The sequence below is a fragment of the Streptomyces sp. URMC 126 genome (assembly GCF_051386555.1).
Lineage (GTDB): Bacteria > Actinomycetota > Actinomycetes > Streptomycetales > Streptomycetaceae > Streptomyces.
Genome location: NZ_JBPQTX010000803.1, coordinates 1 through 279 on the forward strand (window position 1 = coordinate 1; position 279 = coordinate 279).

Annotated in this window: 1 pseudogene; it reads left to right on the forward strand. The window is 69.9% G+C overall.

Annotation, left to right across the window (positions count from 1 at the left end):
* A pseudogene (locus ACSNOK_RS33985) lies at positions 1–279 on the forward strand (hypothetical protein); the annotation flags it as partial.

Sequence of the window (279 nt, forward strand, 5' to 3'; positions counted from 1 at the left end):
GGCGGCGACAGTGTCTCCAGCCATGACGGGACTGTCTTCACCGACGGCGACGGAAGCACCGGCCTTCTGCTGCAGACGATCGGCGGCGGCGGCGGGCGCTTGCTCGTCGACCTGTCGGGCAGCGGCGGTGCGGATGTCGCGCTTGGGGCGGAGAATGAAACCGGGTCTGACGGCGGCGATATCGATCGCACCCAGAGCGGGGTGATCGCCACCAGCGGTGACTTTGCGATCGGCGCGATCCTGCAGTCGATCGGCGGCGGTGGCGGGTCGGCCCTGGTG